This window comes from Nitrospiria bacterium (assembly GCA_035517655.1).
Classification (GTDB): Bacteria; Nitrospirota; Nitrospiria; order JACQBZ01; family JACQBZ01; genus JACQBZ01.
In genome coordinates, this window is the sequence record DATIYJ010000029.1 from 1 (window position 1) to 24,753 (window position 24,753).

22 protein-coding genes and 1 riboswitch are annotated in these 24,753 nt (G+C 60.8%); of the genes, 6 read left to right on the forward strand and 16 right to left on the reverse strand.

Annotated features, from left to right (window positions below):
- Positions 1-89: 89 nt before the first annotated feature.
- On the reverse strand, positions 90-503 hold the full coding sequence (locus VLY20_05805) for a helix-turn-helix transcriptional regulator (protein ID HUK56154.1): 414 nt from the start codon (positions 501-503) through the stop codon (positions 90-92).
- Between the two features lie 54 nt (positions 504-557).
- Entirely contained in the window at positions 558-848 is a 291-nt protein-coding gene (locus VLY20_05810; protein ID HUK56155.1) for a hypothetical protein, read from the reverse strand.
- A 109-nt stretch (positions 849-957) separates the two neighbouring features.
- Between VLY20_05810 and VLY20_05815 the strand changes: the two genes are divergently transcribed.
- The gene (locus VLY20_05815) at positions 958-1,257 is read left to right on the forward strand and encodes a hypothetical protein (GenBank protein HUK56156.1); all 300 of its coding nucleotides are present in this window, start codon (positions 958-960) and stop codon (positions 1,255-1,257) included.
- A gap of 29 nt (positions 1,258-1,286) precedes the next feature.
- On the opposite strand, the gene VLY20_05820 is transcribed toward VLY20_05815, so the two are convergent.
- The 13 genes from VLY20_05820 to VLY20_05880 all read right to left on the reverse strand — a co-directional run bounded on the left by VLY20_05820 (position 1,287) and on the right by VLY20_05880 (position 17,687).
- Complete coding sequence (locus VLY20_05820; GenBank protein ID HUK56157.1) at positions 1,287-2,816, reverse strand: DHA2 family efflux MFS transporter permease subunit; 1,530 nt, start codon at positions 2,814-2,816, stop codon at positions 1,287-1,289.
- Positions 2,813-4,018: an efflux RND transporter periplasmic adaptor subunit gene (locus VLY20_05825; GenBank protein HUK56158.1), complete on the reverse strand. Its 1,206-nt coding sequence runs from the start codon at positions 4,016-4,018 to the stop codon at positions 2,813-2,815. Before VLY20_05825 ends, VLY20_05820 begins: the two co-directional genes overlap by 4 nt.
- Positions 4,011-5,525, reverse strand: coding sequence for an efflux transporter outer membrane subunit (locus VLY20_05830; protein ID HUK56159.1), 1,515 nt, complete (start codon positions 5,523-5,525; stop codon positions 4,011-4,013). The genes VLY20_05825 and VLY20_05830 overlap by 8 nt, the downstream gene beginning before the upstream one ends.
- Before the next feature lie 417 nt (positions 5,526-5,942).
- Positions 5,943-6,755: a class I SAM-dependent methyltransferase gene (locus tag VLY20_05835; GenBank protein ID HUK56160.1), complete on the reverse strand. Its 813-nt coding sequence runs from the start codon at positions 6,753-6,755 to the stop codon at positions 5,943-5,945.
- Positions 6,756-6,989: 234 nt separating this feature from the next.
- Complete coding sequence (locus VLY20_05840) at positions 6,990-8,456, reverse strand: di-heme oxidoredictase family protein (GenBank protein HUK56161.1); 1,467 nt, start codon at positions 8,454-8,456, stop codon at positions 6,990-6,992.
- A gap of 45 nt (positions 8,457-8,501) precedes the next feature.
- A riboswitch (cyclic di-GMP riboswitch) is annotated at positions 8,502-8,621 on the reverse strand.
- 238 nt (positions 8,622-8,859) lie between these two features.
- Positions 8,860-9,462, reverse strand: coding sequence for an SRPBCC family protein (locus tag VLY20_05845; protein HUK56162.1), 603 nt, complete (start codon positions 9,460-9,462; stop codon positions 8,860-8,862).
- A gap of 9 nt (positions 9,463-9,471) precedes the next feature.
- Positions 9,472-10,005 carry a peptidoglycan-associated lipoprotein Pal gene (gene pal, locus VLY20_05850; GenBank protein ID HUK56163.1) on the reverse strand — a complete coding sequence of 178 codons (534 nt, stop codon included), beginning with the start codon at positions 10,003-10,005 and terminating at the stop codon, positions 9,472-9,474.
- A 176-nt stretch (positions 10,006-10,181) separates the two neighbouring features.
- Complete coding sequence (locus VLY20_05855; GenBank protein ID HUK56164.1) at positions 10,182-10,895, reverse strand: hypothetical protein; 714 nt, start codon at positions 10,893-10,895, stop codon at positions 10,182-10,184.
- 72 nt (positions 10,896-10,967) lie between these two features.
- Positions 10,968-12,194, reverse strand: coding sequence for an ABC transporter permease (locus VLY20_05860; GenBank protein ID HUK56165.1), 1,227 nt, complete (start codon positions 12,192-12,194; stop codon positions 10,968-10,970).
- Between the two features lie 124 nt (positions 12,195-12,318).
- Entirely contained in the window at positions 12,319-13,140 is an 822-nt protein-coding gene (locus VLY20_05865) for an NHL repeat-containing protein (protein HUK56166.1), read from the reverse strand.
- 58 nt (positions 13,141-13,198) lie between these two features.
- Positions 13,199-15,241, reverse strand: a complete 2,043-nt coding sequence (locus tag VLY20_05870; protein HUK56167.1) for a diguanylate cyclase — start codon at positions 15,239-15,241, stop codon at positions 13,199-13,201.
- Positions 15,242-15,257: 16 nt separating this feature from the next.
- Entirely contained in the window at positions 15,258-15,698 is a 441-nt protein-coding gene (locus tag VLY20_05875) for a response regulator (protein ID HUK56168.1), read from the reverse strand.
- 3 nt (positions 15,699-15,701) lie between these two features.
- A complete protein-coding gene (locus VLY20_05880) occupies positions 15,702-17,687 on the reverse strand; it encodes an ATP-binding protein (protein ID HUK56169.1) in 1,986 nt (661 codons plus the stop codon).
- 328 nt (positions 17,688-18,015) lie between these two features.
- On the opposite strand from VLY20_05880, the gene VLY20_05885 reads away from it, so the two are divergent.
- Positions 18,016-18,489: a DUF2844 domain-containing protein gene (locus tag VLY20_05885; GenBank protein ID HUK56170.1), complete on the forward strand. Its 474-nt coding sequence runs from the start codon at positions 18,016-18,018 to the stop codon at positions 18,487-18,489.
- The gene (locus tag VLY20_05890) at positions 18,476-19,702 is read left to right on the forward strand and encodes a DUF3443 domain-containing protein (GenBank protein HUK56171.1); all 1,227 of its coding nucleotides are present in this window, start codon (positions 18,476-18,478) and stop codon (positions 19,700-19,702) included. Before VLY20_05885 ends, VLY20_05890 begins: the two co-directional genes overlap by 14 nt.
- Positions 19,703-19,830: 128 nt before the next feature.
- Here VLY20_05890 and VLY20_05895 read toward each other — a convergent pair whose 3' ends face one another.
- Entirely contained in the window at positions 19,831-21,363 is a 1,533-nt protein-coding gene (locus VLY20_05895; protein ID HUK56172.1) for an alkaline phosphatase family protein, read from the reverse strand.
- Positions 21,364-21,537: 174 nt separating this feature from the next.
- Here VLY20_05895 and hemH point away from each other — a divergent pair, with 174 nt between their 5' ends.
- The 3 genes from hemH to VLY20_05910 all read left to right on the forward strand — a co-directional run bounded on the left by hemH (position 21,538) and on the right by VLY20_05910 (position 24,753).
- Positions 21,538-22,455, forward strand: coding sequence for a ferrochelatase (gene hemH, locus VLY20_05900; protein ID HUK56173.1), 918 nt, complete (start codon positions 21,538-21,540; stop codon positions 22,453-22,455).
- Between the two features lie 41 nt (positions 22,456-22,496).
- Positions 22,497-23,957, forward strand: a complete 1,461-nt coding sequence (gene hemG, locus VLY20_05905; GenBank protein ID HUK56174.1) for a protoporphyrinogen oxidase — start codon at positions 22,497-22,499, stop codon at positions 23,955-23,957.
- A 229-nt stretch (positions 23,958-24,186) separates the two neighbouring features.
- Entirely contained in the window at positions 24,187-24,753 is a 567-nt protein-coding gene (locus VLY20_05910) for a LemA family protein (protein HUK56175.1), read from the forward strand.

Consider the following 24,753-nt stretch of genomic DNA (forward strand, 5'->3'; position numbering starts at 1 on the left):
GCAGGGAAAGGGCCAGGTCTTGCGTTAACACATTCCCTCTGGGCTGAGAGGATGCTTGAAGGTAAGACCTGACATTCTCGATTCATCTCCTATATCGCCAACCCTAAACGTCGGTCAAGCTCTCTTCGCCGATCATACGGCGAGCGGCGATCAGCGCCCGTGAACTGCAGGACCTTGTGCCGCCTATCGTACTGAGACCCTTTGTCCAGAGACTTTGGGAATGTCCGTCCATGCCGATATTTGATGGAAACCTTTTCCCAAAAGGACCTGGCCGTTATCGAGGCTGACGAGAGGTGTTTCAGGATCAGGACCTTCGCGGGGTCATCCCCGGCCATGGAAGCGAGCTTAATGCAGCTATCATCATCGGGAAGCTCTTCGCCCTGGCACCACCTTGAGACCCTTTGCTCGTCTATATTAAGCCGCGCGGCCAGCTCTCCGTTGTTCCGGATATTTAATTGTTCTTTCAAACTCTGAAGGTATGCGGAAAGATCCTGCATGGCCATGACGTCCTCCTCAAAAATGGTTAGAGCTTCAGTTTGTCCTGCGGCTTGATCCCTTCATTTTCCTTTTTGCGTCATCCTAAGAATACGCCAGAACCCCCGGAAAATCAATCCGCGGATCTTGAAATAAGGGGGTGGGTTTTTGAATCCGAAAAGGAAACTCGGACAGGCCGATTTTCTAATATGTAATCCGGAAAATGGAAAAGACAACGCAGCCAGTCCCCTTTTTTGGCACTGGACGCGCGTGAAGGCGATCTCCATGATCTCCGGCTTCTTCCCGGGCGCGGCTCTTGTCCCGTGCCGGACGATCTTGTCTTTTCCATCGAAGGTGATCGAAAGGGCATGCATGTGGTCTTCCTTGGCCGGCTTGATTGAGGGATTTTGGGCCGCACGTGCGCGGGGCTTTGACACGACCGGCTTATATTGGTTAAAATGAACCCGAGTTGGAAAGAATGACATGACTTCATCAACGGCTTTCAGATGCCATCGTTCCACATGGATAGCCAGCCTGGCGTTCGCGGCGGTGCTCATCCTGTATACGCCGGACATCGGAGCCCAGGTCAAACCGTTCCAGCCGATGCCGCCCGTCCAACCGCCCGAACCCATGCAGCCGGCGCCGGTTGAACCCCTGGGACCGATCCCTCCCGTCCAAGCGCCGGAGCCGATGCAGCCGATGCCTCCCCTCCAACCCTTTCAACCGCTGCCGCCCGCTCAAGCGCCCCAGCCGGTTGATCCGTCCCCTTCCGCGCCGGGTTGAGAGGGTCTTCCGCTGAAAGAACAGGCACGTCAGTGGCCCATCGGAGCCCCGCCGCCCTTGCCCGCCCGCAAAAAGAGAAGAATCGGCAGACAGGCCAGGAACAAAAGGGCCAGCGCTTTGAAAGCGTCCAAATAACTCAACAGCGTCGCCTGTTGCACCGCGTCCTGATAGAGGCCCGCGAGCGTCGGGAGCGAACGGGCCCCGCCGCCGACCAGGGCGCCGAAATGGTTGGCGTAGTCGGGATAGGCCGGGTTCATCGACTGCAGGGATTCGACGAGGCGGCTCTGGTGAAACTGCTCGCGGCGCGTGATCAGGGTCGAGGCGAAGGAGATGCCGATGCTGCCCCCGAAGTTGCGCGCCAGGTTGACCAGCGCCGAGGCGTCGTTGATCTGGTGAGGGCGGACGCTGCGGAAGGCGATGGTGTTGATCGGAATGAACAGGAACGGCAAGGACGCGGCCTGCACCACACGGGCCAGCATGACCACCTCGAACGAAACCCCCAGGTAAAAGTTGGTCATCCACCACAGGCTGGCCCCGCCGACGGTCAGGCCGATGGCGATGAGCAGGCGCAGATCGACCCGGTTGACGAGCTGACCGACGATCGGCAGGATGAGTATGACGCCGAAGCCGCCGGGCGTGATGACCATGCCCGCGGAGACGGCCGGGTAACCCAACAGGCTCTGCACGAAGGCCGGAATGATGTAGGTGCTCCCCAGGAGGGTGAAGCCGAGCATCAACATCAGGCCGAAGGCGGCCGCGAAATCCGGGTTGCGCATCAGGCGCAGGTTGACCATCGAATAAGGATGGCGCAGTTCCCACCAGACCATCAGCACGAACGCCACCGCGGAAATCGACGCCAGCCCCGTGATGAAGCCGGAGGCGAACCAGTCGTCCTGCTGGCCGCGGTCGAGCACGATCTGCATGCAGCCGAGGGCGAGCGCGACGAAGCCCAGGCCCCAGCCGTCGACGGTGCGCGGGCCGGCGGCGGCCCGGGCGCGTTCGTGAATCAGGACCGAGATGAGGCCCACCAGAACGACGCCGACGGGCACGTTGATGAAAAAGATCCAGCGCCAGCTGTAGTTGTCGGTGATCCATCCGCCCAGGGTAGGACCGACGATCGGCGCGACCACCGTGGCGACCCCGTAAACGGCGGTGGCCATACCGCGCTTCTCGGGGGGAAAGGCGTCGGTGAGGATGGCCTGGCCGATCGGCTGCAGGCCGCCGCCGGCGGCGCCCTGCACGGCGCGAAGGAGGATCAGCGTCGCAAGATTGGGCGCCGCGCCGCAGAGGAAGGAACTGGCGGCGAAGCCGGAAATGCAGGCGAGGAAGAAGCGCTTGCGGCCGAAGCGGTTGGCCAGCCAGCCGGAGATCGGCATCACGATCGCGTTCGTCACCAGATAGCTGGTCAGCACCCAGGTCGATTCGTCCTGGCTGGAGGACAGTTCGCCGGCGATGTGCGGCAGCGAAACGTTGGCGATGGAGATGTCGAGGACCTCCATGAAGGCCGCCAGCGCCACCACCGGCGCGATGATCCAGGGGGATATCGCCCCCGCGCTCACGACGGGTTCCGGCCCCGGGTCCCGGCGGCGGGCCGCGCGGAGTCCGGCCGGTTGAGGTTCTCGGCCACGATTTTGCGGATCTCGGCGTCGACGCCGGCGTCCTGGGCCGCGTACACGTCGGTGTTCAAGGCCGTGTGCCAGGCCGGCTTCTGCGACAGCGCGGCGCCGGACGAGTCGCGAATGTCGACGTCGACCTTGGTCGAAAGCCCGAGGAACAGCGGATGCTGCGCCAACTCTTTCGGATCGAGGCCGATGCGGACGGTCAGGCGCTGCACGATCTTGATCCAGTTTCCGGAGGCGTTTTGCGCGGGCAGCACGGCCAGCGAGCTGCCGGTGCCGGCGGTGAGGCCCAGCACCCGGCCGTGGTAATCGGCACGGGAGCCGTACATATCGACCGACACGGCCGCCGGCTGCCCGATGCGCAGGCCGCCGAGCTGCGTCTCCTTGAAATTGGCGTTGATCCACATCGATTCCACCGATACGAGGGCCAGCATCTCGGTGCCCGGCGTCACCTGCTGGCCGAGCTGGACGGTGCGGCGCACGATGTACCCGGACACGGGGGCCACGACGCGCGTGCGCGCCGCGTCCAGCCAGGCGGAGCGCAACACGGCCTCCGCCTGTTTCACGCGCGGATGTGTTTCCGGCGTGGTGCCGGCGATCGCCGCGCGCGTGGCGGCGAGCGCCGCCTGCGCCTGTCCCAGGGCGGCGCGGGCGCTGCTCACCGCGTTTTCATCGTGCTGAAGTTCTTCTTCGGACACGCCGTGCGCGGCGACCAGCGATTGGTCGCGCGCCAGGTCCTGACCGGCCTGGCTCAACCTTGTCTCCTCCGCGCTCACCGTGGCCGCGTCGCGCCGGGCGTTGGCGAACAGCTGCGCCACGTCGCGCACCGTCTGTCCCAGGTTCGCCTCGGCTTCCGCCCGCGCGACCTCGGCGTCGCGCGGGTCGAGCTGGACCAGCAGCTGGCCCTGCCGCACGAATTGGGTCTCGTCGGCGTTGATGGCGACCACCGTCCCGCTCACCCGCGGCGTCAGGCGCACCAGGTCCCCGTTGACATAGGCGTCATCGGTCCCGACGTGGTAGCGGCCGACGGTCATCTGATAGACCCCGTAGCCCGCGCCGGCGATCAGCATGACGGCGAGCAGGACCAACGGCAGGCGGCCGCGTTTGGGCGGCGCCGGCTCCGGGTGTTCGAGTTCACTCATGGGAATTCTCCTGAGAGGTTGCGGCCGGGCCGGAGGCCTCGGGGGCTTTCGCCGGCTCGGAATCGGCCGCAGCCGTCGGCAGCCAAGAAGGGTCGCGGGGGGCGTTCCACCAGCCGCCGCCCAGCGCGCGGAACAACGCCGCGGTGTCGGTGAAGCGCTGAGCGTCGGCCTGCACCCGTGTCAGCGCGGCGTTTTGATATTGCGCTTCGGCGGCCAGGACCTGCAGCCGGTTGATCTTGCCGGCGCGGAATTGCGCCGCCGCCAGGTCGCGGTTGGCGCCCGCGGCCTCCAGCGCGCGCGTGTACGCGGCGTAGCCTTCGGCATCGCGCTGCAGCGCCTGCAACGCGTCGGCCACCTCGACGAAGGCGAGAATCACCGTCCCCCGGTAGATCGCCTGCGCCTGCCGGTAGCGCTCCTTCGCCTCGTCCGCGCGCGCCGCGCGCGTGCCGCCGTTAAGCAAGGGCCCCGTGACGTCGAGACCGAGGGACCAGATGCCGCCCGGCCGGGTGAACAGATCATTGAGCCTGGACGCCTCCTGCGCGTACTGGGCGGAAAGCGTCAGCGAAGGGAAACGGGCGGCCACGGCCACGCCGATCTGCGCGCTGGCCTGGTGCAGGTTGTCCTCGGCCGCGAGAATGTCCGGCCGCTGCCGCACCAGCGCGGACGGCAGCGACACCGGCAGCTCCGCCGGCAGGGTGAAGTCCTTGAGCGTGAGCGCGGGCGCGGCGAATTGATCCGGCGTTTGGCCGACGAGCTGCGCCAGGGCGTTGCGGTACGCGTCCCGTTGCCGTTCGAGCTGCGGTAACGAGGCGTGGGCCGACTCCCATTGGGCCTGCGCCTGCAGCGTGTCCCGGCGCGCGATCTTGCCGGCGGCCTCCAGTTTTTGGGTGAGATCGAGTTGCGCCTGAAAATCGTCGACGAGCGCGCGCGCGACCTCGATATCCGCCTCGCTGGCGGCGTAGTCGAAGGCGGTAACGACCACCCGGTCGACCATCGTGACGTAGGTGTTGAGCGCCTGGTCGCGCGCGCTCGCCGCGGCCGACGCCTGCGACTCGATGGAGCGGCGCACGCCGCCGAACACGTCGAGGTTGTAGGCCAGGTTCAAACCGACGTTGAGCTGGTTGCCGGTGACGTTAAGCGCGCCCACCGGTTCGTAAAGGAAACTCCCGTTGATGTGAGCCCGGGACATCTTGGCGCCGGCATCCAGTTCCGGAAGCCGCGCGCCGGACACCGCCCGAAGCTCGTCCTGCGCCGCGAGCAGGCCGTGGCGCGCGGCTTCCAGGTCGGGATTGTCGGCGAGCGCTTCTCGCACCAGGCCGTTCAGCGCCTCGGAACGGAACAAGCGATACCAGTCGTCGGCCACCTCGGCGCCGTAAACGGCGCTTTGCGCCGCTTCGGCGGGCCTTGTCTTCAGGCCATAGTCCGCGGAGGCCGGCGGCGCCGGGGGCCTGAAATCGGGGCCCAGCGCGGCGCAGGCGGCAAGCGCCAAAGCGGCGGAGGCCGACATGAACGAACGCGCTGCGCCCCTGAATCGGCTCCTCATCGGTCCGTAGGCTCCACGACCGTGTCGATTTTCATCTCACGGCCGTCGGAAGGATCGAGGCCGGGATGGGAAATCCGGGGCCCGGCAAGGTCGGCGTGAACGACCCGCGCTCAGGGTGGATGGAAGGCGCATCTCTTCGATCGGCGCGAGGCGGGACGGGCGAAACCGCGCGTTCGAGCGGCGCACGCCGAAAACGGTACCGGATATTTTCGCCTTTACAATACATGCGGCGGTCTCGCGGCGGTGCCAGGAAATTCTTAAAATGATTCGAGATTCGGCAGGACCGAACGGAAAAAGTTTACTAAAAAACACTCTCATGGGCAAGAAGAATTTTACGGGAAGGCCCGGAGGCGAGACCGCGGACTCAAACCCCGCAGGGGCTCAGGCCCGCCTCTTGGCCACAACGATGACTCCGGGCGTCAGAATGAATTGATGAAAGGTTGCGACGGCGAGCAGGCCGGCCAGCCGGTGGACGATTTTTTCCATCCGGCCTCTTTCAAAGAAGTGAACGCCTTTCAAATTGAAGCCTGTTTTATTCAAGGCCCGTGTGATGCTTTTAATGCTGTAGGAATGGGTCGTATCCCCCAAAACACTCAAATCGCGTCGTTTCAACAACGTCCATCGCAATCCCGCCAGCCAGTTGCGGTTCGTCAGCCGCAGCAACAGGATTCCATCCTCCTTCAAAAGTTCGTTGCACCGGTTCAAAACGTCCAGGGGATTCTCAAAGTAGAAAAAAGAATCGATGAAGGTGATCGCGTCGTACCTTTCGGGAACCTCGAACAGATCTTTGTAAACGCGGAACCCTTTTGTCTCGAGCTTTTCGCGAAGCGCCCCGTTGATCTCCACCCCTTCCGCATCCATCCCCTTCTCGGCCGCCGCCATCATGAGATGGCCGTAGGAACAGCCGACGTCCAACATCGTCGGATTGTTCTTATACCTCAAAACGAGCGACACGATGAATTTGAAAAATTCATTCTTTTTCCGATAATAGGCCCGCTCATTATTCGGAAGCGCATACGCGGCGGCCTTAAGGTGACTCTTAAGCAAGTCGCGGGGCAATGCCTTCGAAAAGAGGTCGCAGGCTTTGCAATAGAAAACGGGCACCGTCACAAAATTTTGAACGCCGTCGAGATATTTCGCGTATCCGCGTTCGGCCATGGGACCCGTACAAACCGGGCAGACCCCCCCGGCCATCAACCGCCCCTCCGAACGCTTCGATCCCCCATCATCCCCGTTTCCGAGCTTCCCGTCCGACAACTCGTGAGCAAGGCCCCTATAAGTATCTTATCTTCCGACCGGATGTCAAGTGAGGAAACCGAAGCGGTCCCCTCCGTCGGCCGGCCGCGGGACGTGCGAAGAAGGCGGCCTCCGGAACGACCGGGTTCATTCGCGGGATCCATGGAACCCCATGGTCCGTGGTCGCCGGCGCTACAGCGAGCGCAGGAAGTTCAGGAGGTCCTGCTTCTGGCTCTCGCCGAGCCGGTTGAAGTTGTCCACGACCGCGTTGGCTTCGGATGGATGGAATTTCTTGTTGCCCCCGCTCTTGTGCGCCCGGATCGCCGCGATCAGGTCGGTGGTGCGGCCGTCATGCAGAAGATAGATGCGCTGGCCCAGGCCCCACAGCGGCGCCGTTCGGAACTCGTCCGGGCCGGCCTGAGCCTGGACGATGTCGTCGGCCAGCCCGGGCCCCATGTTGTGGAGCAACAGGTCCGAGAAGAGGTCGACGTTCTGGTTGGCCAGCGCCGCGACGGCGGTGTCGCCCGTCCGGAGTTGCGGCGTGTGGCAGAGCGCGCAGCCGACGCTCTGAAAGAGGGACCGGCCGCCGGCGATCGAAGAAGCGCCGCCCGGGGTGTCGAGAGACGGTGTCGGCGGGGCCAGGAAGCGCATGAAGGCCGCGAACTTTTCGATGTCGCTGAGGGCATCGACGCCCGCGGCGCCGTCGGCATGGGTGATGTCGTTCGGCACGGGGGCGAACTGGCATTCCGGCGTTTCGTCGCGCTCGGTCTGGAACAGCTCGTTGCTGATCCCCATCTCGACGTTGTACGCCTCCCCCGAGAAAAGCAGCAACGACTTGTTCTGCGCCTTCCACCCGAAGCGCGCGATGGTGCCGTCGTTTCCGTTCGCGTTCGTGGTGCCGTTATCGATGCGGACGCGATGCGGCCGGCCATGGATGCCGAGCGCCGATTTTTGCTGCTCTTCGGCGGCCTGGTTGGCCACGATGGCGCTGTCGGGAATCTGCTCGATCAACCCGGCCCCGAAGGTGGGGGTTGGAATCCGGAAGACCAGGTTGCCTTTCTTGGAGGGGGTCATGAAATCTTCCTGCACAATATCGCAACCGCGCGCGTTGCCGGTCGCATCCATCCGGCCGCTGATGACGAACAGCGCATGCACCCCGCCGTCACGCGTCCCGTCGGGATTGTACTTGAACCGGGCCTCTCGCACCGGTCCGTGGTCCTTCAGGAAGAACGGGACGGAATTGTCGGCGTCGAGGGCCGTTGCCAGGGCCACCTGCGGATTCACGGCCGGACTCGTTCCACCGACATCCGGCTGCGCGTGGCAGCCGGCGCAGCTGTCCAGATTAAAGCGCGGTCCCAGTCCGTCGCCGATGTTTTCCGTTTCCTCGAAATCGGTCTTGCCGGCCTGGAACAGCGCCAATTCAGAGACCGTCAGGCCGGGCAGCGGGCCGCCGCCCGCCGGGGATCCACCTCGGACCCCGGGATCCGCGGCCTTAAAATTCGCGTAGGGAACGCCCTCCAGACTCACCCCCAGCAGAACGGACAGGACCGCAAGCGCCCACTTGGCTCTTCGGATATGCGTCCCCTGACTTCCACTCACGACGGCCGCCGGCCCCGTATGACGCCCGGTCCGGAGTTTTTTCAACAGGTCGTGTGCCATGTTAATACCTCCTTTTGAATAAAAAAAGCCGCCAAAGCGTTTCCCTTTGGCGGCTCGGCGGGCATGGCCCAGGCGATGGGCTGGCTTCGCCAGCCCGAGCGCCTAATCGGCGGTAGCCCCGTCGCTCTGCGTCCCAGGGTTTCCCCTGGTTTGCTCTGAGCAAAGGATAGCCGGGTGTTTTAACGTCCGGCTTCACTCAACGGTTCCAAAAGCATAAAACTTGCCAGACGGATCGGACACGGCCGGAAGACATGCAACTTCCTGAATCTGTTTCGTGTTTATGGAGGGTCTTGGAAAAACCCGGTGAGGGGAAAGGGCTTGAAAATTTTAAAAACTTGAAATGTGATTTTAAAGATTCGAAATCCGCGGACCCGGCCGTGGGTTCGGATCATATGTTGTTGCGTTATCCCCGGGTCGTCGGGACCGGATGAGCCTTCAGGACGGAACGGTCGTACTCCTTCAGAACACGCGCGATGATCCGGTCGGCCGCCGGCTTCAGCTCAAAGTAAGCCAGCCATTTATTCAAGGGGCCTTCGACATCGAAGATGCTTTTGAAGGTGATCCGGGTCTTTCCGGGCCCGTCCGGATCAAATTCAACCCGATCCGTAACATGCTCGACCGGAAGAGGCCTTCCGTCCAGCCAGTCGCCGAGATGCCGATCGGCATAAAGGCGCCCTTCCGTGAAATCGGTGACGAGGATATCGCACACCAGCGTTTGGCCGCCCGGAGCATGAACGATCACCCGACGCCGGGCCCCGATGCCTGTCGTTGCTTCAGAGCCCACGTCAAGCGTTTGAACCATGGGGAAGCGTCGCGACCAGCGCTCCGGTTTCACGAACCACATCCAGGCGCGCTCCGAGGACCGCGAAACCGTGACTTGGGTCCCGAAGCGGTATTCTCCGGGCAAGAACACGAGACCGCCGAGGAAAACGAGGATCGCCCCTCCGGCCAGAACAACCCCCAACCACATCCAGAGTTCCTTCCGCGCGGATGAACGCAACATCATGCCGCCGTCTCAGGGGGCGTCCGCCGAACCGATAATATGGCCCCGACGGTTTTGCCGGTAGCAGGCTTCGGTATGTTCCGTGCAAAACGGTTTCTCTTTGCCGTAACTGATCGTTTTCAGCCGTCCGGGGTCGACCCCGAGCGCGGCCAAATAGTGCTTCACCGCTTCGGCCCGGCGGTTTCCCAAAACCAAATTGTATTCATCCGTTCCCCGTTCATCGCAGTAGCCGCCGATCGTGACCGTCATCGCCCTGTGGGTCTGGAGAACTTTGGCGTCTTCCTGTAACGACTGTTTCGCGTCCTCCCGGATGAGCGCTTTCTCGAAATCGAAGAAGGCGTCTTGGAACCGCGTCGGCAGCGCGACGGTCTGCGCGGACGCCGCCGGGGTCGGGACCGACGGTGCCGGAGAAGCCACCGGACCCGTCTCGGTTCGAGCCGGCGAAACGTCGCCTTTGGCCGCGGTCGTGGTGTGGGCGCACGCGGACACGAGCAGGGCCGCGAACAACGCGAAATTCGCAAAGAAGAATGGCCGTGCGTGAATCATCGAAATCCTCCTTTCCATTACGTCACCGTTTAACGCTTGCCCCGGGGCACTCGAACGATCATCCCGCATATTAATTTGTACACAAAACATCGTATTGAGCATATCAATACATGTCCGCGATGTCAATACCCATTCCGTTCCCGAACTCGAAAACAATGTTTGGGGTGGCACTTTCCCTACTTCTCACTTCCACCCCGTGCGTTTAGGACCGCTTTCAGCAGGGAAGCGCTGTGGCCCAATTGGACATACGCCTCTCCCCTGGTCAGGTCCCGGTTTTCCGCTTTGAGTTTCAGGCCCAGACGGTGCGAGAGGTTGGCGATTCTCGCGACTTCTCTGGCCAGATCTTCCTCAAAACGATCCGGCCTCAAGCGGATTTCATACATGTTCCTTTGAATCTCGCCGATTTGATCCAGGACCTCTCCTTCGACAATGCCGTCATTGACGGAATGATGCGCTTTGTTGAACTCGTCATGGGGAGTATTGTGCAGGGGTTGCGACAAATCGCCGATATAGTGGACGGCAAACGCCATGGGGTACTCCGCGTATTTTCCGGCCGATCGGGTGTTTCGGTATTCCCTCAACGAAGAAATAATCGCCCCGTATAAATGGCCTTCCTCGTCAATAGGATCATTATACCGATCGGCCTGCTCCAGCACGATTTTGGACGTAACATCGGCGTCATGATTATTGTTGAAAAAATGGTTTTTGTCTTCGATCGCCCCGGCTTTTATTTTCGTGACATCGGCGGCCGCGGCGTTGTACCAGTTCGGATAACCCGCGGCCTTGGCGACGGCCAGGTGGGTCTTGTCATGCCAGGCCCAGGATGTCCCGGTCATGAAGTGAAGGGTAAGCCCCAAGAAAAGAAGGCGACGGATACGAAGATTACCCATCCGCAACCGCTCCCCCTTTGTACGATTCGTTATACCGGACCGGCCGGGGAACCCGGCGGGGGTTTCGCATGATCACTCCTTACGCAGCGCCGTGATCGGATCGAGCCGCGCGGCTCTCCGCGCCGGATAGAAACCGAAGAAGACGCCGACGGCGACGGCAAACGAGACGGCGAGCAGCGCCGCCTGCGGAGACGTGGACAAGGGCCAGCCGAGCATCCTCTCGATGAAGAAATCGCCGACGAGGCTGAGGAAGACGCCCAGGACGCCGCCGAAGAGGCTCAGCATGACGGCCTCGCCGAGGAACTGCGTCTGGACCGCCCACGGCGTCGCGCCCACGGCGACGCGCAGGCCGATCTCCGGGGTCCGCTGCGCCACGGAGGCCAGCATCACGTTCATGATCCCGATGCCCCCCACGAGAAGCGAAATCGACGCCACGCAGACCAGCAGCAGCTCCAGCGTCCGGCTTTGCCGGATCCGCGCCTGGATCACTTCATCCGGACGGCGGATGTTGAAGTCGTCCTCCTCGCCGGGCCGGATGTGGTGCCGTTGGCGGATCAACGCCGTAACGGCCCCGATCGCCGGGGCGACGTCCTCCCGGGACACCGCCGAGCACAGGATATCGTCCAGCCACGTGATGCCCTGGCCGTCGATCTTTCTCTGGGCGGTGGTCCAGGGCATCATGACGACGTCGTCCTGATCCGGATCCTTCGCCGCCAACACGCCGATGACCTTGAATAAAGAATCCTGCATCCGGACGATGCGGCCGGTCGGGTCCGCTGCGCCGAACAGCTCCCGGCGCACGGTCTCGCCGAGGACCACGACGCTTTCGATGCGCTTCACCTGGTCCTGCGTGATGAACGAGCCCTCCGCGACCCGCCAGACCTTGATGTCCTGATAGTCGGGAGACACGCCGCGAAAACGGGTGTTCCAGTTGCGGTTGCGGTAGACAACCTGCAGCCGGCCGTCGACATTCTCGGAGACGCGATTGACCCGCGGGATCTCGCGTCGAATGGCTTCCGCGTCCTCAGGCGTGAGCGTGGTCGTTCCGTGGCTGCCGTTGCGCACCCCGTTGATGTTGCGGGAGCCCGCCTCGATCCAGATCGGGTTCTTTCCAAGCTTTTGCAGTTCCGCCTCCGTGCGCTCCGTGCCGGCCCGGCCGATGGCCACCACCCAGATCACGGCCGAGACGCCGACCATCACGCCGAGCGCGGTCAGCCCCGTCCGCATCTTGTGGCGGGCGAGCGCCCGAACGGCCTCCGCGAAGAACAGCCTGGCCCAAAGTCGCAGCCGGATTCCCATGGCGATTCCGAAACTTTATCCTCTCCCCTTCTCGCTTGTCAATGCTTCGACGACTTGAAGCCCGCCGGCTTGGATGACGCTTGGGACGAACGGCGGCCCCGCTCGGGTATTTCGATTCCGAACACTACTTCACAACGAGGCCGCCCGGAGAGCTGAATTGGCGGATGTCGGCGCCCAAGGTGCCGAGCGCGGTCGCGTTTGAACCGCTCATGTCATCCACCCGCACGATGCGGTTGCCCCCGAAATCGGCAATGTAGATCCGGCCGCGCGTGTCTACGAAAATACCCGGCGCCAGGATAGACGGATCAGACCCGCTCCCGTCGCCGAGAGAGGTCCAGCCCGCGCCGGTCATGTCGTCCATCGCCACGATCCGCTTGTTGCCGAAGTCGGCCGCATAAATCTTCCCGGCGGCGGTCACGAACACGCCGCTCGGACCGTTGAACTCGTCGGTCCCGCTGCCGGCGGCGCCCAGGGCGGTCCAATTCGCGCCCGTCATGTCGTCCATTCGCACGATCCGGTCGTTGCCGTAGTCCGCCACATAGATCCTCCCGGCCGCGTCCACAAAAACGCCCTCCGGAAAATTAAACTGGTTCGTCCCGCCGCCGACGGTCCCCAGCGCCGTCCAGCCCGCGCCCGTCATGTCGTCCATCCGCACGATCCGGTTGTTGCCGTAGTCCGCGATGTAGACCTTGCCGGCTCGGTCGACGAAGACACCCTCCGGAAAATTAAACTGATTCGTCCCGCCGCCGACGGTCCCCAGCGCCGTCCAGCCCGCGCCCGTCATGTCGTCCATCCGCACGATCCGGTTGTTGCCGCTATCGGTCACGTAAATCCGCGGCGAGGCGCCGCCTCCGTGGTCGTGGCCGCCGCCCCCTCCGCAACCGGACAACAACCCCATGCCCAGAAGAACACCCAGCAGCCGGACAGCATCCGAACGTTTTATCATCAAGGGAATGGGCCCATCATAATCAGGACACGAGGGGATCAGGACAAATTATTTTATTCTAGGGTTTCCGTCCGGGATTGTTTGAATCCTTCAAAAGATCGATCAAGGCCTCTACAATCTTCGGATCGAACTGGGTCCCGGCGTTTTTCCTCAATTCCGAAACGGCCTCTTCATGGGTCATTCGGGGCTGGTACGGACGGACCGAAATCAGGGCCAGGTAGGCGTCGATCACGCTGAGCACGCGCGCCAGGAAGGGGATTTCTTCCCCCCGCAACCCGTTGGGATATCCTTGACCGTCATACCGCTCATGATGATGAAGCACGACGGGAATGGCGGATTCAAAACGGGCCGATCCTCTGAAGAGCAGCTCGGCGAGGTGGGGATGGGCCCGGATGGCTTCCTGTTCCTCGAACGTCAACGGCCCCCATTTGTTGAGGATGGATTCCGGGACGCTCGCCATCCCGATGTCGTGGAAGAGGCTGGCCCACTGTAAGTTCCGTATATCCTGCTCGCTCAGGTTCAAAGCTTCCGCCATCTTGAGACCCAGTTGAAGGATCTTCTGGCTGTGGTCGCGGAAGTAGGGGGTTCGGGCGTCGATTCGGGCGGCTAAATCGGCCAGGCTCTTCAATATCGGATCCTGTAGGAGGGTTTCCAACCGGGCCTGATCTCTCTGGATCAACGAGACGGGCGTCTCATTGTAGAGGCAACATTGGTTCCGTCCGCCCCCTTTCGCCGTGAAGAGCGCTTGATCCGCCGCATTGATAAGGCCCGAGCGCGTGTTCGCATCGTGGGGGAAGGAGGCAATCCCGATGCTGACCGACAGATGAACCGGTTGCCCCTGCGGGGTCGAAAATTGGGCTTGGTCAACGGCCGTGCGGATCCGCTCGGCCACCAACCGGGCGGCCTCCCGGTTCGTTTCCGGAAGAACAACCGAGAATTCCTCCCCGCCGTAACGCGCCAGCAGATCCACCGGCCGGATGAGTCCGTGAATGACGGTGACCAGGCTTTTCAACATGAGATCCCCCGCGGGATGACCATGGGCGTCGTTGATGAACTTGAAGTGATCCACATCGATCATGAGGAGGGAGAAATCCTTGCCGTAACGGCTGGCCCGACCCACCTCCTGATCCAAATGGCCCTGGAGCTCTCGGTGGTTGAGACAGCCCGTCAGACCGTCGGTGGAGGCGTACTTTTCCATCTCGATCACAAACCGCGCGTTATCGATCGCCGCGGCCGCGTGCACCGACAGGGTCAAAAGGGTATCCACATCTTCGGATGAAAACGGCTTCCCGTTCCGTTTGTTCCCCACCGTTAAAACCCCTCCGATGCGATCCCCGGGCTGGATGAGCGGAACGGAGAGAATTTGGCGGATGGGCGGCTCGTGCGCCGGCGTGGATCTCCAGAGAGGATGTTGATCCGCCGCCTCGATCACCATCGGCTTTTTTTCGATGTAGGCCAAGCCAAACACCCCCGCCAGGGAAACCGGGCCCTTGAGGGCATCGGTTTGAAGATCGATCCCTTCCGAAAAAGCCTGGTGGATTTCGGACGTTTCGGGATGGATCAGTATCAGAACCGCCCCCTGCGTCTCAAACAGTCGCTTGGCCCCGTAAACCAGCCGCTGGGCCAAGACCTCGATCTTTCGTTCCTTCGTGATGGATAGAGAAATCTCGTAGAGACGGCGGGTCCTCAACGAGGTCTCCCGCATATTGGTCTCCAGCCGGTACTTTTTAACGGCGTTCTCGACCACCGCCGGCAGGGTCTCGAAATAATTCTTGGTCTTGGTGATATAATCGGAGGCGCCGACCTTCATGGTCTCGACCGCGATCGATTCGTCGCCCTGGCCCGTGATCATGATCACGGGTGTATTGATCCCCTTTTCCCTCAACCGACGGAGAACATCGAGCCCCGTCATATGGGGAAGATTGTAATCCAGCAGCACGGCGTCAAACGGCGACCGCTCGAGGGCGTCGAGGCAAGCCTGTCCGTCCTGCACCGTCGTGATCCGTGATCCGGGATCTTTCCGACGAAAGGCTCGAAGGATCAACTCGGATTGATCGGGGCTGTCCTCCACCAACAGCAGTCGTATCGATTCCGACGGCATAACGGATTCCTCGGGTCTAGGATGTATGGGTTTCCGGACTCCGGTTCATCACCAACCAATAAAGCTTCAGGGACTGAATTTTGTCGGAGAAGTCTTTAAAATTTACGGGCTTCACGATGAAACTATTGGCCCCCATGCTGTAACTTTTTTGCACTTCTTCTCCGCGGTCCGAGGTGGTGAGCATGACGACCGGAATCATCCGCAGCTCCTCGTCCCCTTTGATTTTTTGAAGGACTTCGAGACCGTTCACTTTCGGGAGGTTGATGTCCAACAAGATCAGCCCGGGACGGGGCGCGTCCTTAAACACCTCCCGTCGGAACAGGAAATCAAGCGCTTCCTGCCCGTTTTTAACCCAGTGGACTTTATTGAGGACGCTTCCGTCCATCAGAACCCGACAGGTAAGCGCGGCGTGGTCCGGGTTGTCTTCAATTAGAAGAATTTCGACCGGCTCGTTCATCAATCAGGGCTCCGCCTCCGTAACGGGTTCTTGAGAAGGGATTCGAAAAAAGAAGGCGGCCCCTTTCCCCTTTTCGGATTCGATCCAGATCTTTCCCCGGGCCGAGTCGATGATCTTCTTGACGATCGCCAGTCCCACCCCCGTCCCCTCCACGTCCACCTCTCGAAGCCGTTGGAAGATGCCGAAAATCAGGTCATGGTAACGGGGATCGATCCCGATCCCGTTATCCTTCACGAAAAACTGGACATAACCGGCTCCCCGCTCTCCACCGATCTCGATGGACGGAGCGGCCGACGGGCCGATAAATTTAATCCCGTTCGTCACCAGGTTCAGAAAAACCTGTCTCAGCTGGATCGGGTCGAAGACCGCTCGCGGAAGCGGCGAATGGACCCTGACCAACGCCCCTTTCCGCTTGATCATTTCCTGGCATTGGCCCAGCACGTCCTCGATCAACCGTTCGGTATCGATGTTCTCGGGTCTCCGGACCCTGCGGCTCGTTCGGGATAGCGCCAGAAGATCTTCAATCAACTGTTCCATAAACGTGGCGTTGGCCATCACGCGCTGAAGATAATGCTTGCCTTGATCATCCAACTTCCCTGAATAGTCTTCCAGCAGAACCGAGGCCATCCCGTGAAGGGAGACGACCGGCGTCTTCAAGTCATGGGAAACGGTATAGACGAACGATTCCAGCTCGAGATTCTTTTCCTTCAATTGCGCCGTTCGTTCCTTGACGCGTGATTCGAGTTCCCGGGTGTAGTTGCGCAATTGTAAAACCATCTCCCTTAATGCGATCTGCAGGGCGGCCATCTCGCGCGGCATCCAGGAACCGGGCCGGGAAGGAAAATCGGAAAAATTTCCCCTCCCCACGGCCGTCGCGACGGCAGCGAGGCGTCGAACCGGCCGGGTGAGGCCGGCCGCCAGCATCGTGGCGAAAGCCAGTCCGGCCAGCAAAGCGACCGCGGCCACCCAAAACGCCTGCTTTCGTGCCGCTCCGGCCTGCTCCTCGAGCACGGACTCCGGCTGATAAACGATGACGGTCCAATTCAGGCCGTCGGACCGTATCCCCACAACGGCCGCACGCATCATGATTCCGTGACTGTCTTTCTCGGAACGATACACCACATCGGGGCCGGAACTGGGTTGGAACAATGGAAAGTTCAAAAGATTTTTCACGGAAAGTCGATACCCCTCATCGGGATGGGCGATGACACGCCCCTGGTCGTCCACCACCGCGACTTGCACCCCCGGCATGCCCTTGATAAATCGATCCGCTGCTTCTTGAATTCCGGTCAGGTCAAGGGACCCTTCCGCAAATCCCAGGATCTTTCCGGCCCCGTTCCGGATGGGCGAAACGATTTGAACATTCGGCACATGGGTGAGTTTCCCCACCTGGGCGCGGGAAATCGAAGTTTTTCCGGTCGTCATCAGTTTTTTATAATAATCCCGGTCGCTGTAGTCGGTACCGGCCGTCGGTCGCCCGTCCTCATCCAAGGGGGGCTCGGAAATCATGGAACGACCGTCACGATCGGCGATGTACATAAAGGAAAAATTTCCGAAAAGGGTTTTCTGCGGAGTGATTAAAGACCGGATCACTTTCGGATTCAATGTACCCAAGGCTTGCACCTGCCCGGCCAGCGTCTCGACCGCTTGAACATGGCTTCCGACATACTTCGATATCTCACGGGCCAGCGATTCCGCCGCGAACGTTCCTTCACTACCGATTTCTTCGAGTTGGACCTTTCTTAAGCGCTGAGCCTCGTTGATGCCCAGGATGAGAACCGGGACGGCCGCGACAATTCCGAAACAAACAAACAGATAGCCCCAAAGCCCGAACCGCCTCTTTTCTTTTTCTCCGGACCGGTCATGGACGGGACCCGACCCGCCGCTCGGCGGACCGGGAAGGTCATCCGATCCGGGTTCCGTGGTGCGGCCGACAAGTTCGACCTCCGTTTCGGGGTTGTTCCCATCCATCTGGTTTTGGGTTTTCATCAAGACAGCACAAGTTAAATCTATCATTTTTCAGCGGATTGTCAACCTTTGGATGCGATCGGCGAAGCCGGCTCCGGGCCTTGAAGCGGCGGCCTTACAAGGACCGTTCGCCGGTATACTCAAACCGGTGAAATTGAATCGATCTAAACCGAATACTGTGCGAAGAGTCCGTTGAGGCCTTGGGGCTTGAAAAACGGACGATGTTTCTTTGAAACTTGGCGCCTCCTATGCTACTATTCTAAGAATCAGGGCGTGGGTCCTCATTTGACGATGGCGTCACTGGCCAGATATCCGGATCGATTTTTTAAATCCCGGGGATTTCACAACCATGAAAAACAGCCGTAATATTCTTCTCATAGCCTTCGGTTTTTTGGTGGTTAGTCTTGCGGCCGGCCGACGGGCTCAGGCGACGCTCGGCGAATCGTCCGACTCGATCGCGTCGGACCAAAAGGCCCTTTCGGCCGTGCAACGGGCTACAACAGCCCGCAAAGATTATACGGTTCAGGAGATTCAGTCGGATTCGACCTTCATTAGGGAATACATCTCGCCGACCGGCGTCGTATTCGGTATCGCATGGAACGGGCTGACCCGTCCCGATCTGACATCGCTCCTGGGCTCCTATGCCGCAGAGTACAAGGAAGCCTTACGGCAGACACCCCGCAAGCCCGGCCACCGCAGGTCCTCCGTGGTACACACGAACCGGATCATTGTGGAGCAATGGGGACATATACGGAACATGCAGGGGCGCGCCTACGCACCGGCCTTAATTCCTCCGGGATTGAGCGTTGATGAAATCAAATAAAATACTGCTTCTTCCGTTGATCCTAATGCTGGTGACGAACTGTGGAGGCGGCGGTTCGGGCGGAGGATCGGGTAGCTCATCGGGATCGGGAAATGGCGTGGGCGTCCTCCCGACAGGGAACAACGTCCTTTCTCTCACCGTAAACGGTTCGCTCTGCTCGAGCAACCCTGCCAATAATTATATCAACGAGCCGTGCGTCAGCGTCACGGTCTGCAGTCCCGGCACATCGACCTGTCAGACGATCGACGACATCCTTCTGGATACCGGAGACGTCGGGCTGCGGATATTCAAGCAGGTTCTGACCGTTCCTCTTACGGCGGTCACCGAGGGCGCCAACCCGATTGCGGAGTGTGTCCCTTACTTGGACACCACTTCGAATTGGGGGCCCATCGAGACGGCGGACGTCGTCCTCGGAAATGAGCCGGCCGTTTCGGTCCCGATCCAGGTGATCGACTCCACATTCCCCGGCGCCCCCACGGCATGTCAGAACCCAAACCAAGATCCGACCGACGCCGGATTCAACGGAAGCCTGGGGCTTGATTTCATTCTTCAGGACTGTGGCTTGGGATGTGTAAATAGTATTCCATCACCTCCTTGGTATTACTCCTGCAATGGATCGAGCTGCAGTGGAACCACGGTCGCGCTTGCCGACCAGGTTCAAAACCCCGTGGCGCTTCTGCCTGAGGATAACAACGGTGTTATCGTAGAGATTCCTGGCATCTCTTCTGGCGGGACTCCTTCCGTCAACGGCGCACTGGTGCTCGGAATCGGCACGCAGTCCAACAATACGCCTTCCGGGGTGACGGCATATGATGCCGACCCGGGCTCAGGGGATTTCATCACAGTGATCGGCAACGTCGCTTACGGCAGTTTCATCGACAGCGGTTCAAACGGCCTGTTTTTTCCTCCACCCTCTTCAACCTCGCTTCCAACCTGCGCCTCACCCGATTCAGACTGGTTCTGTCCTTCGTCCACCAAGACCCTTTCCGCCACAAACATCGGAGCCTCCGGCTCACCGAGCGGCACGGTCTCATTTCAGATAGGCAACTTCGACAGCCTTTTGAACTCACCCAACAATGTCTTCGCCGATATCGGCGGACCCAACCCGGGTGAATTCGACTGGGGGCTTCCCTTCTTCTTCGGACGAAAAGTCTACATAGGCATCGAAGGACTCAAATCCGGCCTGGGCACCGGCCCCTATTGGGCCTATTAAGAAGCCGTTGGCGGGATGGTCCCTCGTTCGGTAAAAACGGATCGTTGTTTCCGTTTTCAAAAAAGCGCGGGCCCTGACGATCCGTCAGAGCCCGCGGGATGTATGGTACGGTATGAGGCTTGCGCCGGTCAGCGATGGGCCTTTCTATTGACGACGGGTTGACCGGTAGCCGGATCAAGAAATAGGATCTTGGCCGTTTGATCGTGCCCGAAGTTGAACATGTTGAGCAGGGAGCCGGCCTTTTCATCGAGCGAGCCGTTTCCGATCCGGCCGGTCTGCCAGTTGTCCTCGATGAAGCGAAGAACCGAGGTCTGATCGGTGACGGCGTGGTCGACGAAGTTCGGCTTCGCGTACGGTGAGACCACCAAAAGCGGCTGGCGCGGACCGTAGCCGCAACGATCCGGATAGCCGCCCGAGATCATTCCCTCGTTCGTTCCGCAGTCCGTCCCTCGCAGCGCGTCGTGCGCGCTGTCGTTCGACTGGTTCACGATCGGGCTCATCTGATGGTCGTACCAGCCGTCCGAGTCGTCATAGAGGATGATGACCGCCGTGTCGTCCCAGTACTCGGTCTTCTCAAGCCGGTTGATCGTGTTCACGAGAAACTGCTGCTCGTCAAGCGGGTCGGAATAACCGGCATGGCCGTCCTGGTAGGCGGCCGCTTTGAGAAAACTGACGGCGGGCATGTGATGCGCGTCGACCGCGTCCCAGAAATCCGGCAGGTCGTACTGATGATTCGCCTGGTCGGTCCGGCCGATCATGGACACGGAACTCGGCGGCAGGTGCTGCAAATTCGCCGTCGAGGCGAAGAACTGGAACGGCTGATGGTGCGGGATGTAATCCTTGCTGGTCTGGTTGCCGACATTGGTATGGGACGCGTTGCAGTCCGCGAAACCGCCCTCGAACCAGCCCCACGTGATCCCCTTTGCGTTCAACAGGTCGCCGATGTTTTTGTTGTTCGGATCGATCGAGGTCGTGTTGTCGCGAGTGTCGCAGATGTCGCCGGTCGGTTGCGGATCGCCGATCACGGTGTTGTTGGCGGTGACCGCGCTGCTCGTAGTCGCGAAGCCGTGCGTCTGGCCCGAAATAAGATTAAGAGCGCCCGGCGCGGACGGCCCGAACCCCGCGTCGTAGGAGTTGTCGCTCATCGCGAAGTTCTGGGCGTAGTTCCAGAGCGCGGTAACAGTATTGCCGTCATAATAGCCCATAACCAGCCCCGGTCCGTAGCCGTAGTCGACGCAGGTTCCGGCCCCGCGGCCGACCGTCTCGACGAATTTATCCATCAGGCCGTGGTCGAAGGCCTTCTGCTCGTCCGTATACCCGTGATCCTGATCGCAGGTCTCGGCCTGGTCATGCGACAATCGGAAGGGCTGAACCGAGTTCGGGTTGTTCGGCGCGAGCAGCGGCTCGTTAAGACCGTTCACCGCTGGCGTGCCGGACTTGGGCGTGAAGGTCGAGCCGTCCGTGTTCGCCGCGTTCGGATAGGTCGCAAAATAATGATCGAACGAGACGTTCTCCTGAAAAATAACCACCACGTGATTGATGGGGGTGGTGGTTTCGGATTCGTGATGGCCGGTGTCCGCCTGGACGGCTTCGCAGAGACCGACGGCCGCCAAAAGCGCCAAGGCCAGCTTGGCCCATTTCTTGACAAGATGCCCTTGCATGGTTTTATCCTCCTTGTTGGGATGTTAACGCAACCAGTTTAACGGACGATTGTAAATTCTCCCTCAAGAGATCATTAATAGGATGTTAAATCTGATCGAAGCGGGCGGTTGATAAAATCGGCCTATCCATGTATCCTACGCCATATTAAATTATTTCCATGTGAGAAACCGGGAATGGACCAGAAAATCGGCGTTTTATTGATGGCCTACGGAGCGGCCGGCTCGCTGGACGAGATCGAGCCGTATTTGAACGATATTCGTGGCGGACGGCCCACGAGCCCGCAGTTGGTGGAGGAGGTCAAGCACCGCTACCGACTCATGGGCGGGAAATCGCCGTTGCTCGAAATCACGAAACAACAGGCGGCCGCACTGGAGAAAACGCTCAACGGGAATCGCCCGCGCTTCAAAGTCTATATCGGGATGCGCCACTGGCATCCTTATATAAAGGATACGGTGGCGGCCATGGCGGCGGACGGCCTGCTGGAGATCGTCGGCCTTTGCCTGACCCCCTACTATTCGAAAATGAGCGTGGGAGCGTACTATCAAAAATTGGATGACGCGGCCGCGGCGGCCGGCGCGCCGTTTAAAATCCGACGCATCGAAAGTTGGAACGATCATCCCAAGCTGATCGAGGCGATCGCCGAAAAGATCACCCGGGCCCTGGAACGGTTTCCGGTCGGCGTTCGGGAAAAAGTCCCCTTGCTTTTCTCGGCGCACAGCCTGCCGGAACGAATCCTGGCCGAAAAGGATCCGTATCCGGAGGAGCTCCACGAAACGATCGAGTTGGTGATGAAAAAGGTCGGGGCGTACGCCTGGCGCTTCGCCTACCAGAGCCGGGGCCGAACCCCCGAGCCCTGGCTGGGCCCGGACGCGGGCGCGGTGATCGATGAGCTTCTCGCGCAGGGGCACCGCCGCCTCCTGATGGCCCCGATCGGGTTCATCTCGGACCACATGGAAACGCTCTACGACGTGGACGTGATGTACCGCGAGCAGTGTCAGGCGAAGGGGATGCAACTGGAACGCGCGGAATCCCTCAACGCCTCGCCCGCGTTTATCGAGACGCTGGCGGCCGTCGTCCTGGAGAATCTTTAAACAAGCCACGGTCATCATTTGGCACCCACTCCACGACCACCATGACATCCATACAGAAAAAAGTCATCATTATCGGCGGCGGGATCACCGGCCTGGCCGCGGCCTATGCCCTCCAGGAACGGGCCCGCAAAAACCGGGCGCCGATTTCCTTTACCCTCCTCGAAGGCCAGTCCCGTCTGGGCGGCAAAATCCTGACCGACACCGAAAACGGCCTCGTGATGGAAGGCGGACCGGACTCGTTTATCTCACAAAAACCCTGGGCGCTGGAACTCTGCCGGCAACTGGGGCTTGAAAATCGATTGACCAAGACCAGTCCGGATCAGACCGCCACTTACATTCTGCACAACGGGCGACTGGTAAACCTTCCGGAAGGAATCATGCTTCTGGTGCCGACACGCCTCGGCCCCTTCCTCACGACCCCGCTCTTCTCCCCGCTCGGAAAATTACGGATGGGGATGGACTGGATCATCCCTCGAAAGCAAACCGCCGAAGATGAAAGTCTTGCCGCCTTCGTCCGACGCCGGCTGGGGCGGGAAGCGGTGGACCGGCTGGCCGAGCCGCTCCTGGCCGGAATTTACGCCGGCGACGCCGAACGGATGAGCCTGGCCGCCACTTTTCCGCAATTCCAGGAGTTGGAAAACCGCTACGGCAGCCTGATCCGTGGAATGCTGGCCCGAAGACGCGAACGGCCAAGGCCAGTTGCGCTCGGCAAAGAACCGCCGGCGAAAACGGCTCCCCTCACGATGTTCATGACGCTCAAAGGCGGGCTGACCGAGATGGTCACGGCCGTCGTCTCAAAACTGGATCGGGACGCTTTGACCGTCGGCACGGAGGCGGAACGTATCCATTGGAGAGCCGGTCTCTCGACCTATCGGGTCCGATTGAAGAACGGAACGACGATGACGGCCTCGGCCGTCATCGTCACCTCCCCGGCCTACGTCACGGCCGGACTCCTCGAAGAAACGGACGCCACACTCGTCCGGACGCTCCGCGAAATCCCGTATGTTTCGACCGCCACCGTCTCGTTGGCCTACCGCAAGGACCTGTTTCGACACCCGCTGAACGGTTTCGGCTTTGTCGTCCCGCGGCGCGAAGGACGCAGCATCATGGCCTGCACCTGGACCTCGAGCAAGTTTCCGCACCGCGCGCCGGCGGACCGGGTGCTGCTGCGCTGTTTCGTGGGCGGGGCCGGGAGAGAAGAAGTCGTGAGCCTGCCCGACAAGAACCTGGTGGGCCGCGTCCGCGACGATCTCCGCGCAACCATGGGCGTCGTGGAGGAGCCGATCCTCAGCCGGGTCTACCGCTGGGAAAAAGCCAATCCGCAATACCCGGTCGGCCATCTCGACCGCCTGGCCGAGATCGACGACCGCCTGACTCGATTCCCGGGACTGTTTTTTGCGGGCGCGGCCTACCGCGGCGTGGGCGTGCCGGATTGCATCCGCCAGGGAAATGAGGCGGCGGAACGGGCTTTCAAATTCCTTACCTCAAATCCATCCCCGTAGCCTTTCTATTCTTCTGCTAAAATAAGAGAGTGTCTATACCCGGATCTGTTAAGCATTCGGGTGAACTTATTGGCGTGTTCTCTTCCTCGCATTGCACAGGGGGTTATTCAGCGAGCAAGGCGAGCGAGAGGGGGAGACTCCATCCGGCTTGGCCGGCCTGCACTCGGCGGCTTGCAGCCGATGTGTGGAGGGAGCGACGCGAGCCCCTACAAATAAAAGGAGGACGCTTATGGCCGGCTGGATCCTGCTGGGTATTGTCGTTTTCTTATTCTTGTGGCTGGTGATCGTATACAACGGGCTGGTGTCGCTTCGAAATCAGGTTCAGAACGCCTGGAGGCAGATCGACGTTCAACTCAAACGGAGGCATGATCTCATCCCGAACCTGGTCTCGACCGTCAAGGGCGCGATGGCCTTTGAACAGGATACGCTTGAAAAGGTGATCACCGCCCGGGCCAAGGCCGTCTCGGCCACGAACCTGCAGGACAAGGCCGCATCCGAAAACATGCTGACGCAGGCCCTCGGAAAACTTTTCGCCGTGATGGAAAACTACCCCCAGCTCAAATCGAACGAAAACATCATGCAGCTGCAGGAGGAATTGACCTCCACCGAAAACCGCATCGGCTTCGCCCGGCAATTCTACAACGATCTGGTCGCTTCCTACCGAACCAGACAGCAGATCTTCCCGAACAACTTCCTCGTCAACCTGTCCGGAGGTTTCAAGCCGGAAGATTACTTCGAGGCGGAGCGGGCCGACCGCGACGCGCCCATGGCGGATCTGAGCCTCCGGACACGATAA